18 protein-coding genes and 1 pseudogene are annotated in these 22,101 nt (G+C 63.5%); 7 read left to right on the forward strand and 12 right to left on the reverse strand.

Annotation, left to right across the window (positions count from 1 at the left end; translation table 11 throughout):
• Nucleotides 1–88: 88 nt before the first annotated feature.
• Nucleotides 89–766, forward strand: a complete 678-nt coding sequence (locus F3J20_RS08645) for an arylsulfatase (protein ID WP_167043964.1) — start codon at nucleotides 89–91, stop codon at nucleotides 764–766.
• A 102-nt stretch (nucleotides 767–868) separates the two neighbouring features.
• Here the strand turns inward: F3J20_RS08645 and F3J20_RS08650 are convergent, their stop codons facing one another.
• From F3J20_RS08650 to ugpC, 5 genes are all read right to left on the reverse strand, one after another.
• Nucleotides 869–1,720 (reverse strand): carbohydrate ABC transporter permease, encoded by an 852-nt coding sequence (locus tag F3J20_RS08650; protein WP_167043747.1) that lies wholly within the window; start codon nucleotides 1,718–1,720, stop codon nucleotides 869–871.
• 10 nt (nucleotides 1,721–1,730) lie between these two features.
• Entirely contained in the window at nucleotides 1,731–2,708 is a 978-nt protein-coding gene (locus F3J20_RS08655; RefSeq protein ID WP_205988541.1) for a sugar ABC transporter permease, read from the reverse strand.
• A gap of 67 nt (nucleotides 2,709–2,775) precedes the next feature.
• A complete protein-coding gene (locus tag F3J20_RS08660) occupies nucleotides 2,776–4,029 on the reverse strand; it encodes an extracellular solute-binding protein (protein ID WP_167283130.1) in 1,254 nt (417 codons plus the stop codon).
• 118 nt (nucleotides 4,030–4,147) lie between these two features.
• Nucleotides 4,148–6,130, reverse strand: coding sequence for a beta-galactosidase (locus tag F3J20_RS08665; protein WP_167283132.1), 1,983 nt, complete (start codon nucleotides 6,128–6,130; stop codon nucleotides 4,148–4,150).
• Nucleotides 6,131–6,149: 19 nt separating this feature from the next.
• Entirely contained in the window at nucleotides 6,150–7,346 is a 1,197-nt protein-coding gene (gene ugpC, locus F3J20_RS08670) for a sn-glycerol-3-phosphate ABC transporter ATP-binding protein UgpC (protein ID WP_167283133.1), read from the reverse strand.
• A gap of 193 nt (nucleotides 7,347–7,539) precedes the next feature.
• On the opposite strand from ugpC, the gene F3J20_RS08675 reads away from it, so the two are divergent.
• Together F3J20_RS08675 and F3J20_RS08680 are read left to right on the forward strand one after the other, a co-directional pair.
• Nucleotides 7,540–8,583 carry a LacI family DNA-binding transcriptional regulator gene (locus tag F3J20_RS08675; RefSeq protein WP_167283135.1) on the forward strand — a complete coding sequence of 348 codons (1,044 nt, stop codon included), beginning with the start codon at nucleotides 7,540–7,542 and terminating at the stop codon, nucleotides 8,581–8,583.
• Between the two features lie 330 nt (nucleotides 8,584–8,913).
• Nucleotides 8,914–9,714, forward strand: a complete 801-nt coding sequence (locus F3J20_RS08680; RefSeq protein ID WP_167283137.1) for a flagellar brake protein — start codon at nucleotides 8,914–8,916, stop codon at nucleotides 9,712–9,714.
• 16 nt (nucleotides 9,715–9,730) lie between these two features.
• Here F3J20_RS08680 and F3J20_RS08685 read toward each other — a convergent pair whose 3' ends face one another.
• Nucleotides 9,731–12,805, reverse strand: a complete 3,075-nt coding sequence (locus tag F3J20_RS08685) for a transglycosylase domain-containing protein (RefSeq protein ID WP_167283139.1) — start codon at nucleotides 12,803–12,805, stop codon at nucleotides 9,731–9,733.
• A gap of 383 nt (nucleotides 12,806–13,188) precedes the next feature.
• Between F3J20_RS08685 and F3J20_RS08690 the strand changes: the two genes are divergently transcribed.
• Entirely contained in the window at nucleotides 13,189–13,884 is a 696-nt protein-coding gene (locus F3J20_RS08690; protein WP_167283141.1) for a TetR family transcriptional regulator, read from the forward strand.
• Between the two features lie 123 nt (nucleotides 13,885–14,007).
• Here the strand turns inward: F3J20_RS08690 and F3J20_RS08695 are convergent, their stop codons facing one another.
• The 3 genes and pseudogenes from F3J20_RS08695 to F3J20_RS08705 all read right to left on the reverse strand — a co-directional run.
• Nucleotides 14,008–15,360 (reverse strand): MFS transporter, encoded by a 1,353-nt coding sequence (locus tag F3J20_RS08695; RefSeq protein ID WP_167283143.1) that lies wholly within the window; start codon nucleotides 15,358–15,360, stop codon nucleotides 14,008–14,010.
• Nucleotides 15,361–15,441: 81 nt separating this feature from the next.
• Complete coding sequence (locus F3J20_RS08700) at nucleotides 15,442–16,371, reverse strand: shikimate dehydrogenase (protein WP_167043727.1); 930 nt, start codon at nucleotides 16,369–16,371, stop codon at nucleotides 15,442–15,444.
• Nucleotides 16,368–16,487, reverse strand: a pseudogene (locus tag F3J20_RS08705) (3-dehydroquinate dehydratase); the annotation flags it as partial. The gene F3J20_RS08700 and the pseudogene F3J20_RS08705, both read right to left, overlap by 4 nt.
• Nucleotides 16,488–16,758: 271 nt before the next feature.
• On the opposite strand from F3J20_RS08705, the gene F3J20_RS08710 reads away from it, so the two are divergent.
• From F3J20_RS08710 to F3J20_RS08720, 3 genes are all read left to right on the forward strand, one after another.
• Nucleotides 16,759–18,648, forward strand: a complete 1,890-nt coding sequence (locus F3J20_RS08710; RefSeq protein ID WP_167283145.1) for a sugar phosphate isomerase/epimerase and 4-hydroxyphenylpyruvate domain-containing protein — start codon at nucleotides 16,759–16,761, stop codon at nucleotides 18,646–18,648.
• Nucleotides 18,649–19,014: 366 nt separating this feature from the next.
• Nucleotides 19,015–19,347: a hypothetical protein gene (locus F3J20_RS08715; RefSeq protein ID WP_167283147.1), complete on the forward strand. Its 333-nt coding sequence runs from the start codon at nucleotides 19,015–19,017 to the stop codon at nucleotides 19,345–19,347.
• Nucleotides 19,348–19,512: 165 nt separating this feature from the next.
• The gene (locus F3J20_RS08720) at nucleotides 19,513–19,767 is read left to right on the forward strand and encodes a hypothetical protein (RefSeq protein WP_167043721.1); all 255 of its coding nucleotides are present in this window, start codon (nucleotides 19,513–19,515) and stop codon (nucleotides 19,765–19,767) included.
• Nucleotides 19,768–19,846: 79 nt separating this feature from the next.
• Here the strand turns inward: F3J20_RS08720 and F3J20_RS08725 are convergent, their stop codons facing one another.
• The 3 genes from F3J20_RS08725 to F3J20_RS08735 form a co-directional block, all read right to left on the reverse strand.
• The gene (locus F3J20_RS08725; protein ID WP_167043719.1) at nucleotides 19,847–20,176 is read right to left on the reverse strand and encodes a hypothetical protein; all 330 of its coding nucleotides are present in this window, start codon (nucleotides 20,174–20,176) and stop codon (nucleotides 19,847–19,849) included.
• Between the two features lie 16 nt (nucleotides 20,177–20,192).
• Complete coding sequence (locus F3J20_RS08730; RefSeq protein ID WP_167043962.1) at nucleotides 20,193–20,960, reverse strand: AraC family transcriptional regulator; 768 nt, start codon at nucleotides 20,958–20,960, stop codon at nucleotides 20,193–20,195.
• Nucleotides 20,961–21,309: 349 nt separating this feature from the next.
• Nucleotides 21,310–22,077 (reverse strand): response regulator transcription factor, encoded by a 768-nt coding sequence (locus F3J20_RS08735; RefSeq protein ID WP_167283149.1) that lies wholly within the window; start codon nucleotides 22,075–22,077, stop codon nucleotides 21,310–21,312.
• Between the last annotated feature and the right edge of the window lie 24 nt (nucleotides 22,078–22,101).

Genomic DNA, 22,101 nt, shown 5'->3' on the forward strand with positions numbered 1-22,101 from the left:
TAAGGAAATGCGGCATCGGAACAATGTGTACGAATGCAATAAACCCGACGCGCCATTCGACTCGGGCACATCACCGGAGCTCAAAGCCATGCGCATTTCCTTTCTGCACACGATAGACAGTAATAGACAGGTATTCGAACAGGCAGCCACGGAACTCGGTTTACGGCCGGACGATCTTCAGCATCTCGTACGCGCGGATCTTCGCGAAGCAGTCGAGCGGGCCGGCACATTCTCTGCCGATGTAAAAGCGCAAACGTGCCGTACGCTTCTCGACCTCGCGGCCAATGCCGATGCCGTGATTCTGACTTGCGCGACGCTGGGGCCCGCGGTTGCCGAAATCGGCAATGCGCCAGTGCCTGTCGTCAGAACAGATGCCGCACTGGCTGCATGGGCCGCCGAATCGGCCGGGCCAAATGGCAAGATCGCCGTGTTATGCGCGGCCGAAGCCGCGCTCGAATCCAATCGCAAGCTTTTCACGCAGTATGCGAGCGAAAGCGCCGCGTCGACGGAAATCGCGGTGGAAATCGTACATACCCCGCTGGTTTGGACGCTGTTCAAAAGCGGCAATATGAACGGCTGCTTTGCGGCTATCTCATCGGCTGCCGCTGACGCGTATGCGGCGGGCGCAACGGTCGTCGCATTTGCTCATCCGTGGATGGCGCCGGCCGCTTATCTCGCGAGCGAGGCGAGCAACGGCAAGCGGCCGCTCGACAGTGCGCGTGCCGCGTTGAATGCCGCACTGCGACGCGTCGGCGAGGCCAGATAAAGCAGACCGAAAGAACCCGGTCCAAGGAAGAGTGACAAAAAAGCCCGCTTACGCGGGCAACCCTTCTCCACTCAACCTCTCAACGCGCAACACGCCTCGGGTTCATCCTTTCGTCGCCCCGAACGTCAGCCCCGCGACGAAATGCTTCTGCATGGCGAAGAACATCGCAACCGAGGGCAGCGCAGCCAGAATCGAACCCGCCGAAACGAGATTCCATGCGGTCGTCCACTGCCCTTTCAGCGCGGCGACGCCGACCGTGATCGGTGCGGCATCATCGCCCTGCGTCAGACACAATGCCCAGAAATAGTCGTTCCACACGAACGTAAACACGAGAATCGCCAATGCAGCAAGCGCGGGACGAATCAACGGCAATACGATGCGGAAGAACACCGTCCATTCGTTCGCGCCTTCAATACGTGCGGCTTCGACAAGTTCGAACGGCAACTGCTTGATGAAGTTACGCAGAAACAGCGCGCAAAAACCGGTCTGAAACGAGACGTGAAACAGAATCAGCGCGCTTACGGTATTGAATAGACCGAGTTGCAACGACAGATCGCGCACCGGAATCATCAGCACCTGAATCGGGACAAAATTGCCCGCGACGAACGTCGCGAACAGCGTCGAGTTGCCGCGAAAGCGATAGATCGCGAGCGCAAAGCCCGCCATCGCGGCGAGCGCGATCGAACCGACAACGGACGGCACCGTAATCAGCACGCTATTCCAGAAGTAATGCAGCATCGGCGAGGTGGTCAACGCCTCGCGATAGTTATCGAACATCGCGAAGTGCTTCGGCCATCCCCAATAGTTGCCCTCGCTCAATTCCTCGGTCGAACGCACGGACGTAACGAGTACCGCGATCATCGGCAGCAGCCAGATCAGCAGCGCGACCGGCAAGGTCAGTTTGTACGCGCGGCGCGTGGCCGGCTTCCATTTGTCGATAGGCATCGGAAACATGAGCCGCTCCTTATTGCTCGGCGCGCAGCATCCGCCGCAGATGATAGACGATGTACACGAGCATGATGCCGAACAGCACGACCGCAATCGCCGCCGAATAGCCGATGCGGTAGTACTTGATAGCCTGGTCGTACATGAAGTACGCGAGCACGGTCGAGCTTTCGAACGGGCCGCCGCCCGTCATCACCGAAATCAGATCGAAGCTGCGCAGCGCGCCGATGATCGTCACGACGATCGCCATGAACGTGGTCGGCCGCAATTGCGGCAGGATTACGTGCCACAGCATCGACCAGCCATGCGCGCCTTCCATGCGGGCGGCTTCGATCTGCTCGCCGTTCAATGCGGTGAGGCCGGTCAGATAAAGAATCATGCAATACGCGGTTTGTGGCCACAGCGCCGCGAATACGATGCCGAACGTCGCGTAACGCGGGTCGCCGAGTACCGGCACGCCATGACCGAGAATCATCGCGAGCAGGCCGAAGGTCGGATCGTAGAACCACGAAAAGATCAGACCGACCACGACACCCGACAGCACGAACGGTGCGAAGAACAGCGACTTCACGATGCGAATGCCGGCCACCGCCTGATTCAGATACAGCGCAACGGCGAGCCCCATCGGCGGAGCGAGCAGAAACAGCACGAGCCAGATGAGATTGTTTCTGAGTGCCGTGTAGAACGTCGGCGTATGGAACAGTTCGACGTAGTTCGCGAGACCGATGAACGACGGTTCGGTCATACCGTCCCAGTTGAAAAAGCTCAGGCGGATCGTCGAGAGGATCGGCCACACCACGTACACGGCGACCATGATGCAGGCCGGCGCGAGAAACAGGAACGCAGCGCGCCGCTGGCGCCGCGCGGTCGGCGTCGGACCACGGCGGCGCGATGCGACCCGCGCGCCGCCGCCCACCATGCCGCCGGGCACGGGCGAGCCCGGCCCGTCAGGTTCAACAGGACCGTCGACGCTATGACGGCTCACGGAATGCGACACGATCACTCTCCCGATCCGATCTGTTCCAATCCCCAACGGCAAACGGCGGCCTCGTGGCCGCCACCGCTTACTTCTTGTAGATACGCTGACGGGTCTGCTCGAGTTGCGCGAGGATGTCGTCGAGCTTGGTCGGATCGGAGATGAACTGCTGCATCCCCTTCATCCCTTCGTCGGCCATTTCCTTCGTCATATCGCGATCATAGAACTGCGCAATACCGCCCTTCGTATTCGACAGAATCTGGAAGCCGATCTTCGAAATCGGATCTTCGGGTTCGGGAGATTTGCTGTTCGCCGACAAGGAGCCGAGACCTGTAGCGAGTTGCGCGCCGATCTCGGGCGTTTCGACGAATGCGAGGAACGTGTGCGCATCGGCCTTGTTCTTCGCTTTCGACGGAATATGCAACGATTCGACCGGACCGTCTTCGGCGGTCGGCACCTTCGAATCGATGATCGGGAACTGGAAGTAGCCCATTTGCGGTTTCACGTTCGGCGGAAAACCCGCGGCGATAAACGTGCCCATCAGCATCATGCCGGCCTTGCCCTGGAACAGGAACGGCTGCACCGCATCGAGATCGTAGGAAAGCGAATTGTCGATGAAGTAGCCGTCGTCGATCAATTGCTTCCACGTCGTATAAACCTTCTTGACGCGCGGATCGGTGTAGGGAATCTCACCGGCCATCAGCTTCTGGTGAAACGCGTTGCCGTTCAGACGCAGGTCGAGATAATCGAACCAGCCCGCGAGCGTCCACGCATCGCGGCCCGCTACCGCAATCGGCGTAATGCCCGCTGCCTTCAGCTTCTTCGCGGCGTCGAGAAACTCGTCCCACGTTTTCGGCTCGCCCTTGATGCCGGCCTTCTCGAACAGATCCTTGCGATAGAACATCCCCCACGAGTAGTACACGGTCGGCGCGGCATACTGCTTGCCCTTATACGAGGAAGCTTCTTTCGTCGACGCATACATCCCGTTCCAGCCGTTCTTCTGCCAGTCGCCGCTCAGGTCTTCGAACAGGCCGCGCTGCGCGTAATACGCCATGCGTTCGCCGTCGTGCCAGTTGACGACATCGGGCGCGACAGTCGAGAGCCAACCGGGCAGTTGAACCTTGTACGCTTCTTCGTCGATAAACGACACTTTCACGTCGATGCCGGGATGGGCTTTCTTGAACTCGTCGACCACCTGCTGCCAGACCGCGCGCTGGCTCGCGCCCTTGTATGCGATGTTCAGCGCGAGCGTGCTGGCCTGCGCCGTGCCGACGACGGACGTGCCTGCCGCCACGGCGGCCAGCGCGAGCGTCAATAGAATCTTGCGTGGTTTCAGTTTCATGCTGCCTGTCTCCTGTATTTCGTGGTTTTACGTCGGTGTCGTTGCTGTGTGGAGCTGGGATATAGCACTACTGCATCGCACTGCTGCATGGCACTGCCGCAGCCTTACCGGATTCCTGTCACGAATGGTAAATCGCCACGCCCTGCGGAGCCACCGCGCGCGAGCCGATCACGAAAGCGTGATCGGCAACGTTATCGAGCGTATGCACTTCGGCGCCATAGTTGAATACATAGGTCAGCGCACCGCGCCGGCTCACGCGTACGGCATCGCCGAGTGGCATCGTTTCGATGCCGGCTTCCTGGGCGATCCGCGCGAACAGACGCTGCGTGAGCGCGTCGTCGAACAGGCTCGCGAAATAGTGGCATGCGCCGTTTCGCACGTACGCGGGATGACCGTCCGCAAAACGCGCGCGCACATCGAGCGCAAGCGTGGCATCGCTATCGACGAAATCGCGCCAGTGGCGCGCGAAGCCAGCGGCCTCCGCGTTTGCGCCCGGCTCTTCGAGCAGTACCGCTTCCGTCACGTTCGGCCGCATCGATTCGACACGCCATACGCGCAGCGGCAATACCCCGGTCAACACGCCGGGCGGCAAATTGGCGGGGATCTGTAAATCAGGCGTTTTCGAACCGGTACGCGGACCGAGTATCACCTGAGCCCCCGAGCGTGCGAGCCGTTCGGCAAAATCGCCGGACACGACCGGCAGCGGCGGCACGACAATCAGGCTATAGCCGTCGAAAGAAGCATCGGCCGGCACGACATCGACGTCGAGCCCGAGTGCGCGCAATGCCGAGTAGTACTCGAATGCGAAACGCGGATAGTGAAAGTCCGCGCCCTGCGGATGAATCTCGAACAGCCACTTCGCTTCGTAGTCGTAGACGAGCGCGACTTTCGAGCGGACCGCCGCATTCGCGTCGGCATGCTCGGCAAGCACCGTGCGAATCTCGCCAGCGACTTGCGATGCTTCGCTACCGCCGATGTCGAGCCGGTTATCGGGCGTATTGAGACCCGCATGCATCTGCTCCTGCGCGAACGGCGCCTGACGCCAGCGGAAATACGACACGCAGCCCGCGCCGTGCGCGAACGCTTCCCAACTCCACAGCCGCACCATGCCCGGCAATGGCGCGGGATTCCAGTGCGCCCAGTTCACCGGCCCCGGCTGCTGCTCCATGACCCAGAACGGCAGCTTCGACATGCCGCGATACACGTCGTGATTGAACGACGCGAAATCCGGATGACCGCTGCGCAGCCAGCGCGCCTTGATGTCCGGTGCGAACCACTGCTCTTCGAGCGCGCCGAGCGGATAGCTGTCCCACGTCGCAACGTCGAGATCGGCCGCGACCTTGTAGTGATCGAACTCGGTAAAGAGTTGCATGAAGTTGTGCGCGACGGGCCGCCCCGGCGAATGCGCGCGGATAATCTCGACCTGCATGCGGTTGTAGCGCGCCACTTCATCGGAGGCGAAACGCCGGTAATCAAGGCGATGCGAGGGATGCGCTTCGGTCACGGTCGCGACAGGCGCGTCGATTTCGTCGAAGCTGCAGTACTCCATGCTCCAGAACACGGTGCCCCATGCATCGTTCAACGCCTTGATCGTGCGATAACGCGCCTTGAGCCACTCGCGAAAGCGCGCGACGGCCGCCGGCGAATAGCTGACCACCGTCTGGTGGCAGCCGAATTCGTTATCGGTCTGCCAGTACGCGACCGCCGGATGTTTGCCGTAACGCTCAGCCACCGCCGTGCAGATGCGCTGCGATGCTTCGAAATACGCGGGCGACGAGAAGTCGTAATGGCGCCGTGAACCGAACGCGCGCGGACGTCCATCGGCGCCGACCGGCAGGATGTCGGGATGACGATCGATCAGCCATTTCGGCGGCGTCGCGGTCGGCGTGCACATGACGACCTTAAGACCCGCCGCGCCAAGCACGTCGATCGCGCGATCGAGCCAGCCCCAGTCGTATTCGCCCGGCGTCGGCTCCATGCGGCTCCACGCAAATTCGGCAATCCGCACCTGCTCGATGCCGAGTGCTTTCATCCGCCGCGCGTCGTCGTCCCACATCGATTCGGGCCAGTGTTCCGGGTAGTAACAGACTCCAAGGCGCATCCCAGGTCCCCCATGTTATTCAAGCGTAGTGTTCGACGGATTCGAGCGACGCTGCCGCGAAGCCGTCTTCGGTAAACAGATGGCAGGCCGCGCGCGGCACGCGCAGGCTCGCGCGATCGCCTGGCGCGAGACGCGTTTCGCCCGGCGCCTTGGCAATCAGCACGGCGCCGCCGGGTTGATCGAGGTGGACGTAGCTGTGTTCGCCGAGCTGTTCGACGAGCGCGACGCTGCGCGTGAGCACGCCATCGGCCGGAGTCGTTGCCGATGCTGATACCGATACCGATACCGATGCTGATACGTCGGCGAATGCATCGACGAACTCGAGATGTTCGGGCCGCACGCCGAGCGTGACCGGCTGCGCGATTTGCAGACCCGTGCCGCTCACCGGCGCGTGGATGTTTTCGGCGCTGTGATCGAGCGTGACAAGCACGCCTTGCGCGTCGATCGACGCGACTTTGCCTGGCAGAAAATTCATGCGCGGCGAGCCGATAAAGCCGGCCACGAAACGACTCTTCGGATGCCGATACAATTCGAGCGGCGCGCCGATCTGCGCGATGCTGCCGTAGCGCTCGGTGTCCTTGCCCGCATGCAGCAGCACGATCTTGTCGGCAAGCGTCATCGCTTCGATCTGATCGTGCGTGACATAGACCACGCTCGCCTTCGCGAACTGCCTGTGCAGGCGCGCGATCTCGACGCGCGTTTGCCCGCGCAGCGTTGCATCGAGATTCGAGAGCGGCTCGTCGAACAGAAACACGCCGGGCTCGCGCACGATCGCGCGGCCGATCGCAACGCGTTGCCTCTGTCCGCCCGAGAGTGCCTTGGGCCGCCGTTCGAGCAGCGCTTCGAGTTGCAGAATGCGCGCGGCTTCGCGTACCTTGCGCTCGATTTCGTCCTTCGGCGTTTTGGCGAGCTTCAGGCCGAAGGCCATGTTCTCGAACACGGTCATGTGCGGAAACAGCGCGTAGCTCTGGAACACCATCGCGACGCCGCGCTGCGCGGCGGGCACGTCGTTGACGATCTTCCCGCCGATCGCGAGGTCGCCGTCCGTCACGTCCTCAAGCCCGGCGATCATGCGCAGCAGCGTGGACTTGCCGCAACCCGACGGCCCGAGGAACACGCAGAACTCGTTCTCCCCGATCTCCAGATCGACGTTGCGGATCACCGGCGCGCCGTCGCCATACGCCTTCTGCACGCCTCGTAAGGAAATGCTCGCCATTGCATCGACTCCGTGATTTAATCGGCGCGAAGTCGGAGATTAAGCGCTTAATCAGCAGGACCGAAAAAATCGATCGCCTGCGATCGTTGGGGCTGTCTCCGATATCGTTTGTCTGCCTGTTCGACGACAGATGTTGCCGCGCCTTGCGCCGCGACGCAAATGCCGGGCAGACGTCCCAGATATTGAAAGCACCATGACTACACTCAGCGAAGTCGCGCGTCATGCCGGTGTCACGCCGGCCACCGTCTCCAACGTGCTGCGCAAGCGCGGCCGCGTCGGCGAAACGACCCGCCAGCGCGTGCTCGACGCGGTCAAGGCGCTCGGCTACCGCCCGCACCTCGCCGCGCGCGCGCTCGCCGAAGGCCGCGCGCCGACGCTCGCGCTGATGGTGTCGAGCATCGCCAATCCGTTCTATCCGGAGTTCGCGCTCGCGGTCGAACGCGCGGCACGCACGAGCGGCCACTTCGTCATCATCTGCAATACGAATGAAAATCCGCTGACCGGCCGCGCGTATCTCGACCAGATTGCCGGCACACTCTCCGAGGGCGTGCTCGTGACCAATGCGAACCTCGATTTCGTGGACCTGCATGCGACCGAGGCGCGCGGCACGCCGGTCGTGCTGTGCATGTGGGAGCGGCCCAACGAGCCGCCAGGGTTGCCGTGCGTCGCGGTCGACTTCCGGCTCGCGGGAGAACTGGCCGGCACGCATCTGCTCGCGCTCGGACATCGGCGCTTCGGCGCGATCGTCGGCAGCAAGGCCCAGGGTATTCACGCGGCACGCTACGAAGGTTTCGTCGACGCGCTGCGCGCGGGCGGCGTCGCGAAGAACCGCGTCAGGCACGCGGCCGATACGATCCACGGCGGCTACCTCGCGGCGCGTGCGCTGCTCGAAGCCGATCCCCAACTCACCGCGATCTTCGCGACCAACGACCTGCCCGCGCTCGGCGCGATGCACGCGGCCGCCGATCTCTGCCTGCGGGTGCCGCACGATCTGTCGGTGGTCGGCATCACCGACATCCAGCTCGCGCGCGAATCGCGTCCCGCGCTGACCACGGTGGCCGTGCCGACGGTCGAGGTCGCCGGGCTGGCGGTCGAGCTGTTGCGCGAGCTGATCGAGTCGTCGTATGGGCCGGCGGGACGCGCTGCGAATAAAGCGCCGGGGCCTGCGCCGATGCGGGTTTCGTCGGCACCGAAGCTGGTCGTGCGCGCCTCGACCGCGGCGCCGCGCGAGCGGTGATGCGGCCATCGGTGTGATCGCGGGGGTGTCACCGAGGCCACTGCCAAAGCGGTCACCAATACAGCGCGAATGTGGCCGTAACAACCGCATGCGCGTTACGTAGCGAACGTTTCAAGCACGCGTTTCATCGAGCAGCCGGCTCACCGGGACCACGCGCAAACGCCCGCCGCACGCGGCATAGCGGCGAGCGCGCCGCATCGCAAGCGCCTGACATGCAGTTGGCACGATCCCTGCAATCACTCCGGGACAAAGCCGAGCGCCAGCATCTTCGCCATGCCGCCCGCGCTCCCAACCGGCCAGGCCAGGGCCGCAACATGCAGGGATATTCGAATGACCGCCGCTCAACTGCTCGCTCAACCGCCAACGCAGCCGCCAGTGCAACCGACTCAAGCCGACCTCACGGCATCGCCCCACAACGCCGACGAAAACTTCGCGCAGCGCCATCCGCTGCAAATCGCCGTCTGCCTGCGCAATCTGCTGAACGGGCAGGACTTCGTGACAGTGGAGTTCGACGGCAGGCAGATTGTCACGCAGGTGCTCGACGTCGATTCGCGCAATGCGCGCTTCGTGTTCGACATGGGCAGCGTCGCGGACGACAATCGCGCGTTGCCCGCCGCGCCTCAGTTGACGTTTCGCAGTCTGCCCGGCGGCATCCGCACCGAATTCACGACGGGCGGCGCCACGCCCACCAGATTCGAAGGACGCGCCGCGTTCGAAGCGCCGTTCCCGCCGCTGCTCTACTACGTGCAGCGCCGCGAGTTCTTCCGCGTACAAACGCCGTTGCTCGATCCGTATCTCGCGATCGGCCCGTACGCGAACGGCGGTTCGTTCCGCCTCGAATTGCAGGACCTGTCGCTCGGCGGCATCGCGTTGAAGACTGCCGACGAGCGCTTCGGTTCGCTCGAAGCCGGCACCGTGCTGCACGACGTGACCTTGCAGCTCGGCAGTTTCGGTACGTTGCAACTGGATCTGCAAATCGTCGCGCCGCGCGCATTGACGACGCCGAAGGGCGACCGGCGTTATGTGATCGGCTGCAAATTCGCGTGCGCGCTCGGGCCCGCGGAGCGCACGCTGCAACGCGTCGTCACGCAACTCGAAACGAAACGGCAGACGCTCGCGCCGAGGCGGTAAGCCGACTCTGCGCACGTCATTGCGTCCCCTGCTCCGCGACGGTCTTCTCATCGGGACTATCGAGCAGGGGCTGCAACGCCGGCGCCATCGACTTCAGCAATTGCACGGCCAGGGCGCTCGTAAAGTCGTAGCGCGCCGCATACGGCTCGTGCGCCCACGCGGTCAGCGAACCATAGAAACGGTCGCCGAGCGCGAACACGAAGGTCGCGCTGCGATTCACCTTGCGCGACTCGATGAGCCGCGCACCCTTCGCATACACATTCAGGCGCTGATCGCCCGTGCCGGTCTTGCCGTAGACGTCGAGCGTTTCGCCATCGGGGAACGTCATGCCTTGCGCAAGACGCCTCGCGGTGCCGCCCGTCACGACGTCGCGCAGCAGCATCCGCACCACGCCCGCAATTTCCGGCGACACCTCTTGTTGCGGCGCGACCGATGCACGTTTGAAATGCGTCTCGTACGGCGTGTCTTTGGCGAAGTCGATCTGCGTAAGCGTTTCGGTCGGCACCTTATTGCCGTCGTTCGCGATCACGCCGATCAATTGCGCGAGCGCTGCGGGCCGGTCGCCCGATGCGCCGATCGCGGCCGCATACGAAGGCGTGATCGACGCGAACGGATAACCGAGCGCCTGCCACGACTTGCCGATCGCGTCATACGCGCGCAGTTCGACCATGCGCTTGATGCGGCGATCCTGCGTCGCGTGATAGCGCGTCTTGAAGAGCCAGGAATAGGTGGACAGCCTCACGTCCCGACTCGCGCTATCGACCTGCGCGAGCGTCGCGTCGGGATGCGAGCGCAGATAGTTGAGCGTCCACAGTTCGAGCGGATGCACGCCCGAGATATAGCCGCGGTCGTTCAGATTGAAGCGGTCGATACCGTATTTGTCGTATAGATTCGCGAGGTCTTCGTCGTCGAGTACCGAAGCGGCCGGCGTATTCTTCAGCGCCGCGCGCATCATCCGGTCGAACCACGCGTTCGATTCGTTCGGCGCGACGCTGCGCAATACGGTCGCCACTTTCGGCGGCGATTTGCGCACGCCGAGCAGCAGCAACGTGAGCGCCTGATCGGGTGCCTTGTCGTGATACTTCGTGTAGAAGCGCTTCATGTACACGCGGCTTTCCTGATCGGCGAAACGCGTGAGGTACATCTTGCGGGTCGCGGGATCGTCGAGCCATTGCGCCGACGGCCCGGTTGTCTGCACCATCTCGTAGTGGACGATGTCGCGCATCAGCCGTACGAACACGAGATTCACCGAATGCTGGAACGCACGATGCACGGTCAGGATGCGGCTATTGTCGTCGGACTCGAAGTTCGTGAAGGTTTGCGCGCCGCCGCCCGTGTAGAACGTTTCGCCGGGGCTCGCCGAGTATTTGCGCTCGACGGCCGCATCGAGCATCGGTTGCAGCGAATGGTCGCTGGTATGCAGCAGATAGTCGATTGCCCAGCGCGTCAATTGATCGTTAGGATCGGGCTTGACGGCCTTCAACTCCGCATTGCTTAGCGATGCATAGCGTGTGTGCAGTTCGGTGACGATCTGCAAATACGTGACGACGGTGCGCAGTTTCGCGGTCGAACCGAGATTCAGACGCGCGCCCGAGTTGATGTCGAACGGCTGGTTCACGCTGTCGGTCTGCACGCGCACGAGGTTCGCGCCGCCCTTGCGTTCGAACAGCGTGAAGCTGTAGGCGATATGCGAAGGATCGTCGGAGCCGCGCAGCATTTCGAAGCCGACGAGGCCCGCGGCCTTCGCGCCGTCGCGCGTCGCGGCGGCCGCGAGCCGTTCGCTGACGGCCTGCTGCACGGCGTTGTTGAGCGTGCCGCGCGCCTCGACGTCGAGGCGGTCGAGTTCGTAGAAGCTGCGCACGCCGAGTGCCGCGAGCAGATGCGAACGCATCGACGTCACGGCCTTGCGCGAAACGAACGAATCGTCGTTCGCGGCGACCTTCGTCGCGCGATGCAGGTCGACGTGCGCGGCGAGCGCGGCATCGCGCAACGGGGCCGATATCACGCCGCCGCTCGCGAGCAGACGCAGATAGCTGTCGGTCAGCCGTTCGAGATCGGGGTAGCCGCGTTGCAGGAAAAACGACGGCGCGCGTTGCGCGATCATCAGCGAGAGCACCTCGCGAAACGCGGCGCCCTGCTCGCCGAGATTCGCCTGTGTCGACGGCGCTTTCAGCACACGATTGGTCTCGCGGAAATCGCGCCCGTACCATGCGGCGAGTCCGTCGCCAATACCATTGATTTCGCCGATGCCCGGCTGCGCCGAGAGCGGCACCGAGTTCAGATAATGCACCACGATCTGCTGACGCGCGGGCAGCGTCTGCGGACCGTTCAGATAGGCGCGCACCGACGCGGACGCGATCTGCCGCAGCTTTTCGGGCGGCGTCGCGGTGCGGCCGCCGGCCGAGTGACGGAATTTCTCGATCTGCGTGGCGAGCGTGCTGCCGCCCGGCGTCTGCTGATGGCGATTGAAAACGCGCACGCCCTGGTCGGCGAGCGCGCGGCTGAAGCGCCCCCAGTCGATCGCCGGATTGCGGTTCGGCTGATTCGGATCGAGCAGATAGCGGTCTTCGATAAACAGCAGCGAATTCACGACGAGCGGCGGAATCGCCTCGAAGTTCTCGTAGGTGCGGCCCGGAAAACGCGCGCTGAAAAGCGGCGCGCCGATGCCGTCGAACAGTTGCAGACCGGCGGTGTCTTTTTCTTCGTAGGGCAGGAAAAGGCCGTGATCGGCAAGCGACACCATCCGCTCGGAATCGCGCGCCTGCGAGCTGATTTCGAAGCCGCGTTGCTGCAGCCGCTGCTCGATGGAAGGCAGCAGCGCGTAGCCGAGGCGCGTGTCGTAGGGGCCTTTATCGGCCTGCGGAAAACGGATCGATGGGCTAGGGCCGGCGGCGACGGAAAAGCCGACGTCGCGAGTCAATTCGGAAAGGTAGCGTGCCTGCAGGCGCGAGGTTTCTATTTCGATCTGCACAAGCCGGGCAAGCAGCGCGACCGCGACGAGGAACGCCACGGCCAGCCCCCATTTGAGCCAGGTCCGCACCGGCACGGTGCCGGTCGCGCGAAGCGGAAACCGAAGCGGTGGCCGATTCATGGCAGTTCTCCCCGAGCGATGACCAGGCTGCCGAACCTGGCTCGCGTCATTCGAATCAGTGTAGCGCGGAACCGGAAATCGCTCCTGGCCCGGATTGAGCCAACAGTGTCGCGGCTACAACACCCGCCGGCGGCAGATGACAAAACGGGAATCGCCGTGAGATATTGAAAGTCTTTCAGATCGGAAAAAACCGCCTTTTCAGGTGGTTTTTTCATTTTTCGCCGGTACTTTCGTCTGCATTCGCGCGTTCTATCGTACGGTATCCGATGCAATCCAGATTCCATCCATGATCGGCAACGCGCCGCGCGGCGGCACGCCGAAACCCGCGCCAGAGGCGGGTTTCGCCATGCTAAAATGCCTCGTCACTGCCGCTCGAATCCACAATGAAAAAGGGAAACAAGGCCATCGAGCCTGATACCAACGGCATCACGTCCAGCTCGCCGCGCGCCGACGCCCGGCGCAAGTACGACCCCGAGCAGACGAAGCGCAACATCCTCGACGTCGCGACCCAGGAGTTCTCCGCGATGGGACTGACGGGCGCGCGCGTCGATGCGATCGCGGAACGCACGAACACCACCAAGCGCATGCTGTACTACTACTTCGGCAGCAAGGAAGGGTTGTACCAGGCGGTGCTGGAGAAGGTGTATGGAGACATTCGCGCGCTCGAACAGGACCTGCACATCAGCGAACTCGATCCGGTCGAGGGCATGCGCGCGCTGGTCGAATTCACGTTCGACTACCACGACCGCCAGCGCGACTTCGTGCGCCTCGTCACGATCGAGAACATTCACGGCGCGAAGTACGTCGAGCAGGTCAAGACGTTCAAAGGCCGCAACGTTACCGTGATTCACACGATCGAAGACCTGCTGGCGCGCGGCATCGCGGCCAGGCAGTTCCGCAGCGACATCGATCCGATCGATCTGCATCTGATGATCAGCTCGTTATGCTTTCATCGCGTGGGAAACCGGCATACGTTCGGAACCGCCTTTGGCCGGGACCCGTCGCATCCGAGATTGCGGGCAAGGCATCGGGCAATGATCGTCGATGCGATCTTGAGGTTCGTGCGCAAGGAAGATTGAGCAGAAACGCCAAATCCCCGGTTACCGCCGCAATGCGGCGACAACCGGGGATTCGAAGGTGGCAAGGGGGTAAGGTCAAGCCACCGCCGTTATCTCTCACGGCGGCTCGACCCTGGTGGGTGCTTAATCCGCCAGCACGATCCGCCTGATATCGCCGACCACGAAGATATACGACAGCGCTCCCACCAGCGCGATCACGCCGATAAACACAAGCGCGCCGACGAACGAACCGGTCGCGGCAACGATGAGCCCGACCACGAGCGGCGTCACGATACCCGCAAGGTTAGCGGCAAAATTGAAGATGCCGCCGGTCACGCCAAGCAGCCCTTCGGGCGCGATGTCCGAGACGAGCGTCCAGCCGAGCGCCGCCATTCCCTGCGCGAAAAACGCCACCGACAGAATTGCGATCACCACGACGTTGCTCTCGACATAGTTCGCGAGAATGATCGTCGAGGCGAGCAGCAGGCCGGCGATGATCGGCAGCTTGCGCGCGACGTTCGGCGACTTGCCGCGGCGCAGCAGCCAGTCGGAGAACACGCCGCCGAACATCACGCCGATCGACGCCGCGATAAACGGCATGATCGCGAAGAAGCCGATCTTCAGCCACGCCATATGACGCTCGGTAGCGAGGTAGGTCGGGAACCAGGTAAGGAAGAACACGAGCGTCGAATTGCCGGCGAACTGGCCGAGACAGATGCCGGTCAATTGCCGATGCTTGAGCAACTGCCCGATCGTGCGCCATTCGAAACTACGCTTCGGCGCGGCCGCCCCGGCATCGCCATCGAGTTTCGTCAGGCCGCCGCCCGCCTCGATATAGTCCAGCTCGGCCTGATTCACCGACGGATGATCGTGCGGCTCGCGGTACAGCAGCCACCACACCACGCCGAACACGATACCGACGCCGCCGACCACGAGGAAGAGCGAGCGCCAGCCGAACGCGCCCATCAGCATGAACAGGAACGGGCTGAAAAACGCGAGGCCGATATATTCGCCGACCGTGTAGGTGCCGGTCGCCATCGCGCGTTCGCTCTGCGGGAACCATGTGGCGACCACTCGGCTATTGGTCGGAAAGCACGGCGATTCCGACACGCCAAGGCCGAGACGGAACGCGAACAGCGCGCCGATGCCATGCACGAGGCCCTGCGCGAGCGTGCAGAGCGACCAGAACGTCATCGACAGAAAGTAAGTGATCTTGCTGCCGAAGCGGTCGAGAAACAGACCGCCCGGAATCTGCGCGGCCACGTAGCTCCACGAGAACACGGAAAACAGCAGCCCCATCAGCGCGGCGTTGATGCCGAGTTCCTTCGTCAGCTGCGGCGCCGCGATGCCGAGCACCGTGCGGTCGAGATAATTGATCATCGTGCCGACGGCGAGCAGCGCGAGGATCTTGTAGCGGGCCTTCGAGCGGCGCGCGGTGCCCGTCACGCCGTTCTGAAGCGGCGTACTGGTTGAACTGGATTGAATCGGTTGCGACATATCGTGCTGCTCTCCTCAAGCAGAGTGTGCCCGGTCATACGCTGCCGGTCGGCGGCCCTCGGCGGGCGGACTCAGGAACGCTCAGGGACGCCCGAGCAACGACTGGAAGTGCGTGTAGACGCGCTCGGCGTCGGGCTCGAGCCCCGTGAAAATGCGCATCGCGTCGACGGCCTGGTAGACCGCCATGCCGCCGCCGCTCAGCGTGCGGCAGCCGAGCGCTTCGGCCGCCTGCAGAAGCGCGGTGCGAATCGGGAAATAGACGATGTCGGCGACCCACAGGTCGCGGTGCAGCAATTCGGCCGGCAGCGGCAGGCCCGGCATCTTGGCCATGCCGGTCGGCGTGGCGTGAATCAGCCCTTGCGCGGCAGCCAGAGACTCCGCGAGCGAGGCGCCCGCGCTGACCTTCGCCGCGGGGAAGCGCTTCTGCAATTCGTCGGCGAGCGACTGCGCGCGGCTTGCGTCGACGTCGAACAGCGTCAGCGCTTGCGTGCCCATGTTGAGCGCCGCATGCGCGACCGCCGCGCCCGCCCCGCCCGCGCCGAGTTGCACGACGCGTTCGAGCGACACGTCCGGCAGGCCGCGCTGGAACGCGCGCGCGAAACCGGACCAGTCGGTGTTGTGGCCGATGCGCTTGCCGTCCTTGAACAGCACGGTGTTGACCGCGCCGAGCGCGCGCGCGTCGTCGGAGAGTTCGTCGAGCAGCGGGATGACAGCCTGCTTGCACGGATACGTAATGTTCAGGCCGTTGTAACCCATGCGTTCGGCGGCCGTCAGCAATTCAGGCAGCGCGGCGGCGTCGAGCTTCAGCGCTTCGAGATCGATACGGCGATACACATAGTGCAGGCCGAGCTTGCTGCCCTCTTCCTCGTGCATCGCGGGCGTGAGCGAACCGCTGATGCCCGCGCCGATCAGGCCGACCAGGTACGAGTGGCCGGTTGCGCGCAAGCTCGCCTGCGAGTTCGCCATCGCAGCGATCTGCGCGGCCGTACGAGTGTTCTCTTGAGTGTTCATGTTGTCGCCCTATCCTTAAGAATCGTCGCCATCCGCTCGGGAGCGAGCACATAGCCCTGAGTGCCGCAACCGGCGATGAGCGCGTCCGCCATCGCCGGCACCGACGAATGATGGCGGCGCCCGAAGCGCCTTTTCGACGCGTAGCGAAGTGTGCGCGCATCGGCCGTCGCCGTCATTCGGGGTTTCTACGAATTTGTACCATCTAGTTAGTTCGGATAGACTGTCGAAACTCGCGGTTAGTGTGGCGTATTCTTGCCTGTGTCCTGCCGGCGTGCATAATGAACCGACTCGTTTTGCGCGCCGCAACATAGCGGCCGGAAGACGCGTCCCGTACTGTTTCGCCGCTCATCCTTCCCCATCGTTTGTCCGTTTTTGCCGGAGCCGTTCATGCAACGTTCGATTGCCACCGTGTCGATTAGCGGCACCCTCGTCGAGAAGCTGAGCGCGATCCGCGCGGCCGGTTTCGAAGGCGTGGAAATCTTCGAGAATGACCTGCTGTATTTCGACGGCTCGCCCGCCGACGTGCGCCGCATCGCCGCGGACCTCGGCCTGAAGATCATGCTGTTCCAGCCGTTTCGCGACTTCGACGGCGTCAGCCCCGAGAGGCTCGCGCGCAATCTCGAACGCGCGAAACGCAAGTTCGAGGTCATGCACGAACTCGGCACGGACCGCATTCTCGTATGCAGCAACGTGTCGCCGGAAACGATCTGCGACGACGCGCTGATGATCGACCAGCTCGGCGCGCTCGCCCGCGCGGCCGAGGAGGCCGGGGTGATCGCCGGCTACGAGGCGCTCGCGTGGGGCAAGCACGTGAGCACGTACCGTCACGCGTGGAAGCTCGTCGACGCGGTCAATCATCCGAACCTCGGGCTCGTGCTCGACAGCTTCCATACGCTGTCGCTGAACGACACGGTCGATGCGATCGCCGACATTCCGGGCGAGCGCATCGCGTTCGTGCAGATCGCCGACGCGCCGAAGCTCGCGATGGACGTGATCGAATGGAGCCGCCACTACCGCTGCTTCCCCGGCCAGGGCGACCTCGATGTCGCGAACTTCACCGCGCAGGTCGTCAAGTCCGGCTACCAGGGCCCGCTGTCGCTCGAGATTTTCAACGACGGTTTCCGCGCCGCCCCCACCACGATCACGGCCGCCGACGGCCACCGCTCGCTGCTGTTCCTCGAAGAGCAGACCCGCGCGCTGCTGGAAGAACAGCAGGCGTCGGGCAAGACCGGCGATCTGTACCAGTCGCCGGCCGCCCCCGCGCACGTCGGCTATCAGTTCCTCGAATTCGCGGTCGACCACACCACGCGCACGCAGCTCGCCGACTGGCTCGGCAAGCTGCGCTTCCGTCAGGCCGGCCAGCATCGCTCGAAAGACGTGACGCTGTACCAGCACGGCGCGGCGTCGATCGTGCTGAACGCCGAGCCCGACTCGTTCGCCAACGCGTTCTTCCAGCAGCACGGTCTGTCGCTGTGCGCGTCGGCGTTTCGCGTCGACAACGCGAAACAGGCGTTCGAGCGCGCGGCCGGCTTCGGCTACGCGCCGTTCTCCGGCCAGATCGGCCCGAACGAGCGCGTGTTGCCCGCGGTGCAGGGGCCGGACAGCAGCCTCAACTATTTCGTCGACGAAACGCCGGATCAACCCACGCTGTTCGAAGCCGACTTCATCCTGACCGACATCAACGGCCCGACCGAGGTGGGTCCGCTCACGCGCATCGATCACGTGTGCCTGTCGGTGCCGGCCAACTCGCTCGATACGTGGGTGTTGTTCCTGCGCACCGCGTTCGGCTTTCAGGCCGAGCCCGGCGTGCTCGTGCCCGATCCGTACGGACTCGTGCGCAGCCGCGCGCTGCGCAGCCGCGACGGCTCGGTGCGGATCGCACTCAATGCGTCGGTGGACCGTCATACGGCGGTGGCCGAGGCGCTGCACACGTACCACGGCTCCGGTCTGAACCACGTCGCGTTCAGCACCGGCGACATCTTCAGCGCGATTCCCGAGTTCGTCGCCAACGGCGTGCCGGTGCTGCGCATCCCGCGCAACTACTACGACGATCTCGAAGCCCGCTACGCGCTGTCCGACACGCTGCTCGAAGCGATGCGCGCGAACAATATCCTCTACGACCGCGACGAGCGCGGCGGCGAGTTTTTCCATGCATACACGGAACAGCTCGACCAGCGCTTTTTCCTCGAAATCGTCGAGCGGCGCGGCGGTTATGACGGCTATGGCGCGGCCAATGCGGCGGTGCGGCTCGCCGCGCAGGCGCAGCGGCGGAAGTAAGCCAGGTGAAAGCGCGGTGCGGGCCTGTGGTTCTCGCGGGTTGCCGCGCCGCCGCAAGCGCGTGCTTCGGTCGAAGAAGGTGACTGATTGAACGGTTAGCCGCCCGAAAGCATCCGTTGCGAAATGGATGCTTTCGGGCCGCCTCCACCCGCACGGCGATGGCGGCTGGCTGTACCCCCTCTCTCTTTTCTCTTCTGTCGGACAAGCTCTCCGTTCTCTGGCACGCCGCGTGCGGCTCCAACCGAAGCCCATTCGCCGCCTCGATATAATGGCGCCTGTTTTGTGATCTGGCCCGTGCGCCGTGCATTCCGCGCAGCGCGGCGGCCGGAGCGCCAGCCGAAACGCTGAATCAACGCCTGGAGAGATATGAAGAAGTTCGCCGTCGCCCTGTCCCTTCCGCTGCTCGTCAGCGCTTGCGCGTATTTCCAGAAAAATCCGGATGCCGGCGAGCCCGTCACGGACACCACGACACAGCGCTCCGTCGACGACGTCGTCTCCTGCCTGACGCAGATCGCCAACCATCACAACGCCGCATTCAAGTCGACGGAGATCCCGCAAGGTCAGATGCTCGATTTCGGCGACTCGAACATCATCAAGGTACGCAGCGACAACGGCGCGACGACTTACCGTTTCTATGCGGGCAAGCGTCACGTCAACAATCTGTGGCTCGAAGCGGCGGGCAAGACCTGCGCCCCATAAGGGTTGACGGGCGGTTTGCGCGGTGCGCACGGGAAGTTCCGGGCGCCGGAATTCGCTTTATTGCAACGTTCATGTCACGGTGTTACAGGACAATGGTGTCTTAAGAATCGTTTAAGACTTCGTCATCATGATCCCCCGGACATGATCCAGCACGAGGTGCGCTCCATGAACCAGCCCGAACCGAACATCAACGAAACACCGGCCAAACGGCCTACCATCCTGCGCCGTCTGCTGAGTCATCATGAACTGGCAACGTTGCTGCTGCTGTTGCACGCACCGATCGACGCATCCGCGAAACCCGAAATTCCGCAGCTTTACGAAGCCGGTCTCGTCGAAACGATTGCGAACGACGCCGGCGCCGCACACATCCGCCTAACGCCCGAGGGCAATGCGGTTTTGCGAGGGCTCGGGGTCAAGTAACAACAGCGCGCGAGGCGTCGCAATCCATTTGAGGCCGCGTCAATGTTTATCGTCGACGCGGCCTTTTCCATTTTGCCCCTCAAGCCTGCCACACCCCATACCCCGCTTCGCGCAGCCCGATCGCCAGTTCCACCTCCATATCCTGCGCGCCGCGATAAGGCATCGGATTGAACACCTCGTACAACTCGGGCAGCAGACGCAGCCCGTAATCGCGCACGTAGCGATTGGCCTGAATGCCGGCCTTGTGGCGATCGAAACGCAGATCGGGGTCGAGCCCCGTCATGCCGACATAGACGCACGGCTTGTCAAACCGGTAATCGGGATTCGCGCGGCGAAAGCGCGCCTCGTTCCAGACGGTGTCGTCGAGCGCGACGACGTACACGTAATAGTGGTGTCCGCGACGGGCCATGGGCGTGAGGCGCGGTTCAGCCGCGCAGCGTGCCGTGCAGCAGCATCCGGTATTCGGTCGGCGTGACGCCGACCGTCGCCTTGAATTGCCGCGTGAACGCGCTGTGATCGGTGTAGCCGCAACGCGCGGCGACGTCCGTAACCTTGTCGTGCGACACCAGCAGCGCGGTCGCCGCGTCGAGCCGCGTCTTCAGCAACACCTGGCGTGGCGTCAGATGAAACACCTTGTGAAAATAGCGCTCCAGTTGCGCGACCGACATATTGGCCAGCGCCGCCAGTTGCTTCAGATTCAGCGGCTGTACGTAGTTTTCCTGGATCGACTGCACGACCGCGGCAAGGCGGCTGTAGGCCGGATGGCTGCTTTCGCCGGTCTTCAGATCGCGCGAAATGCCGGCGAGCCCGACAACCTTGCCGGTGGCGTCGCGCAGCGGCTGCTTGCAGGTCAGGCACCAGCCCGGCGTCCGCCCCGGGTACAGAGGCAATTCGAGCTGGTCGAGCATCTGGGCGCCAACGTCGATAATCGCCTTGTCCTGCGCGGTATAGACGCGCCCGAAGCGGCGCGGGAATACGTCCTCGGCAGTCTTGCCGAGCAGCGCGGCCTTCTCCTTGAAGCCGCAGCGCGAGGCAAGCGTGCGGTTGACGAGCGTGTAACGCGCCGCGGCGTCCTTCACGAAGAAAACGACGTCCGGCATCGCATCGAACACCGGCTCGAGCAATCTGAAGTGCGACAGCATGCCGGACAAGATCGTGTCGTCCGGTTCGAGCGAATAAGCCAGCGTGTCGATCATGCGGGTTCCGTTGGTCCGTACCTCGTTGAATGCGTTCAGGACGCGTTCGCGAGTCGCTGCGCCGGCACGACCGAAGCAGTTTGCATATTCGGCCGATTATAGAACCGCGCGCCGCCCGGCAAACTCGCGAAGCCCAGCAGCGAGTCGTTCGTCACGGCGATAGGTCGATCAAGGCGCCGTGGGCACCGGTGACCTCCCGCGCGATCGACGCGTCGCGTCGACGCACGGCTCAGGCTAGGCTTGGCCAAGCCGGACCATCGCTTTCGCAGAAGCCACGGCAAGGTCAGACGCGAATTTCAGCACGAACTACCCCGCCGCATACGAGCCGCCATTTGAAGCCAAACCCTCAAACCGCTTCGACCAGCGCCAGCGCGAATGCCGCCGTGCGCGCGACCTCGCCCGCTACTTCGACGCTGGCCACCTCCTCGCGCACACCCATCAGCCGATAACCGCTGCGATACACGGGCTGCAAGCTAAAACCATTGCGCCGCTCGATCTCGAGCAACTGACGCAACCGCGACACGTGGCTATCTATCGTGCGAGTCAGATCGTTCAGTTCGCGGCCCCAGACTATTGCGTAGATATGGTCGCGCGACATCACCCAGCCGACGTTGGAAAAGAACAGTGCGGCGAGGTCGAACTGCGTGGGTGACAGCGGCACCCGCTTGCCACGCAGCATGACCTGCTTGCCGACGGTGTCGAAGCGGTAAGGACCGCGCTCGAAGCTCGCCGCCGCACGACGGCGCTCGGGATAAACGCGCCGCACCAGCGCCGCGACGCGCGCGCGAAACTCCTCAGGACGTAACGGCAACGTGACGTAGTCGTCCGCGCCGTCGACAAGCGCGCGCACCATGCTTTGCTCCGATGCGTCGCGCGACACGAACATGATCGGCACGCGCTCGCCGGCGGCTTTGCGCACCGAGTGCAGCAGCTCCGCGCCGAAAGGCCGTGTGCCCTGCCAGTCGAGCACCAGCAGATCCACCGTGGAACGGGTGAGCACCTTCGAGATACCAAGGTTGTCGCGATATACCGTGCAGAAGTAACCGGAGCTTGCGAGAACCCGCTCGATCAACTCGCGCACGACCGGGTCGTGCTGAAAAACGGCGACGCGCATGAAATGGACTCCCGAGAAGCGAAC

Origin of the sequence: Paraburkholderia sp. Cy-641, from assembly GCF_011752945.1 — a bacterium.
Taxonomy (GTDB): Bacteria; Pseudomonadota; Gammaproteobacteria; order Burkholderiales; family Burkholderiaceae; genus Paraburkholderia.